The following is a 337-nucleotide window of genomic DNA, read 5'->3' on the forward strand; positions in this document are numbered from 1 at the left end:
GGCTGCATGGTGTCTTCAAACTCGAACGTACGCAAACGATTGCGCGCTCGTAGCAGGCCTAAAGTTTCGTCGGCGGGGACCGTTAAGGATGTCATGGATAAAGACCAATTCCCGTTCCTCGACTCGGACGATCCGCACTTTCAGCACGCTCGCGCGCTGAGCCTCTCGGTCGGTGCGATTCGCCGTGCACAAGGCAAGTGCAGCCCCAACGACTTCCCGGTCGGCTCGCTCGAATGGCACTTCGCCATCGAGGATTTCGCAGGCGATGTCCTGCGCGCGCTGATGGGCGAAACCGAAGGCGTCAACATTCAGGTCGGAGAGCGGCCGCTCGACTGAC

Annotated in this window: 1 protein-coding gene; it reads left to right on the plus strand. The window is 60.5% G+C overall.

All coding sequences use genetic code 11. From position 1 onward, the window contains the following. Window positions 1-336 (plus strand): hypothetical protein (locus NCR39_RS06615; RefSeq protein ID WP_250451484.1); only part of this gene is annotated, 336 nt, incomplete at its 5' end. Window position 337 lies beyond the last annotated feature (1 nt).

The sequence above is a fragment of the Caballeronia sp. ATUFL_M2_KS44 genome (genome assembly GCF_023630965.1).
In the GTDB taxonomy this organism is placed as follows: Bacteria; Pseudomonadota; Gammaproteobacteria; order Burkholderiales; family Burkholderiaceae; genus Caballeronia; species Caballeronia concitans.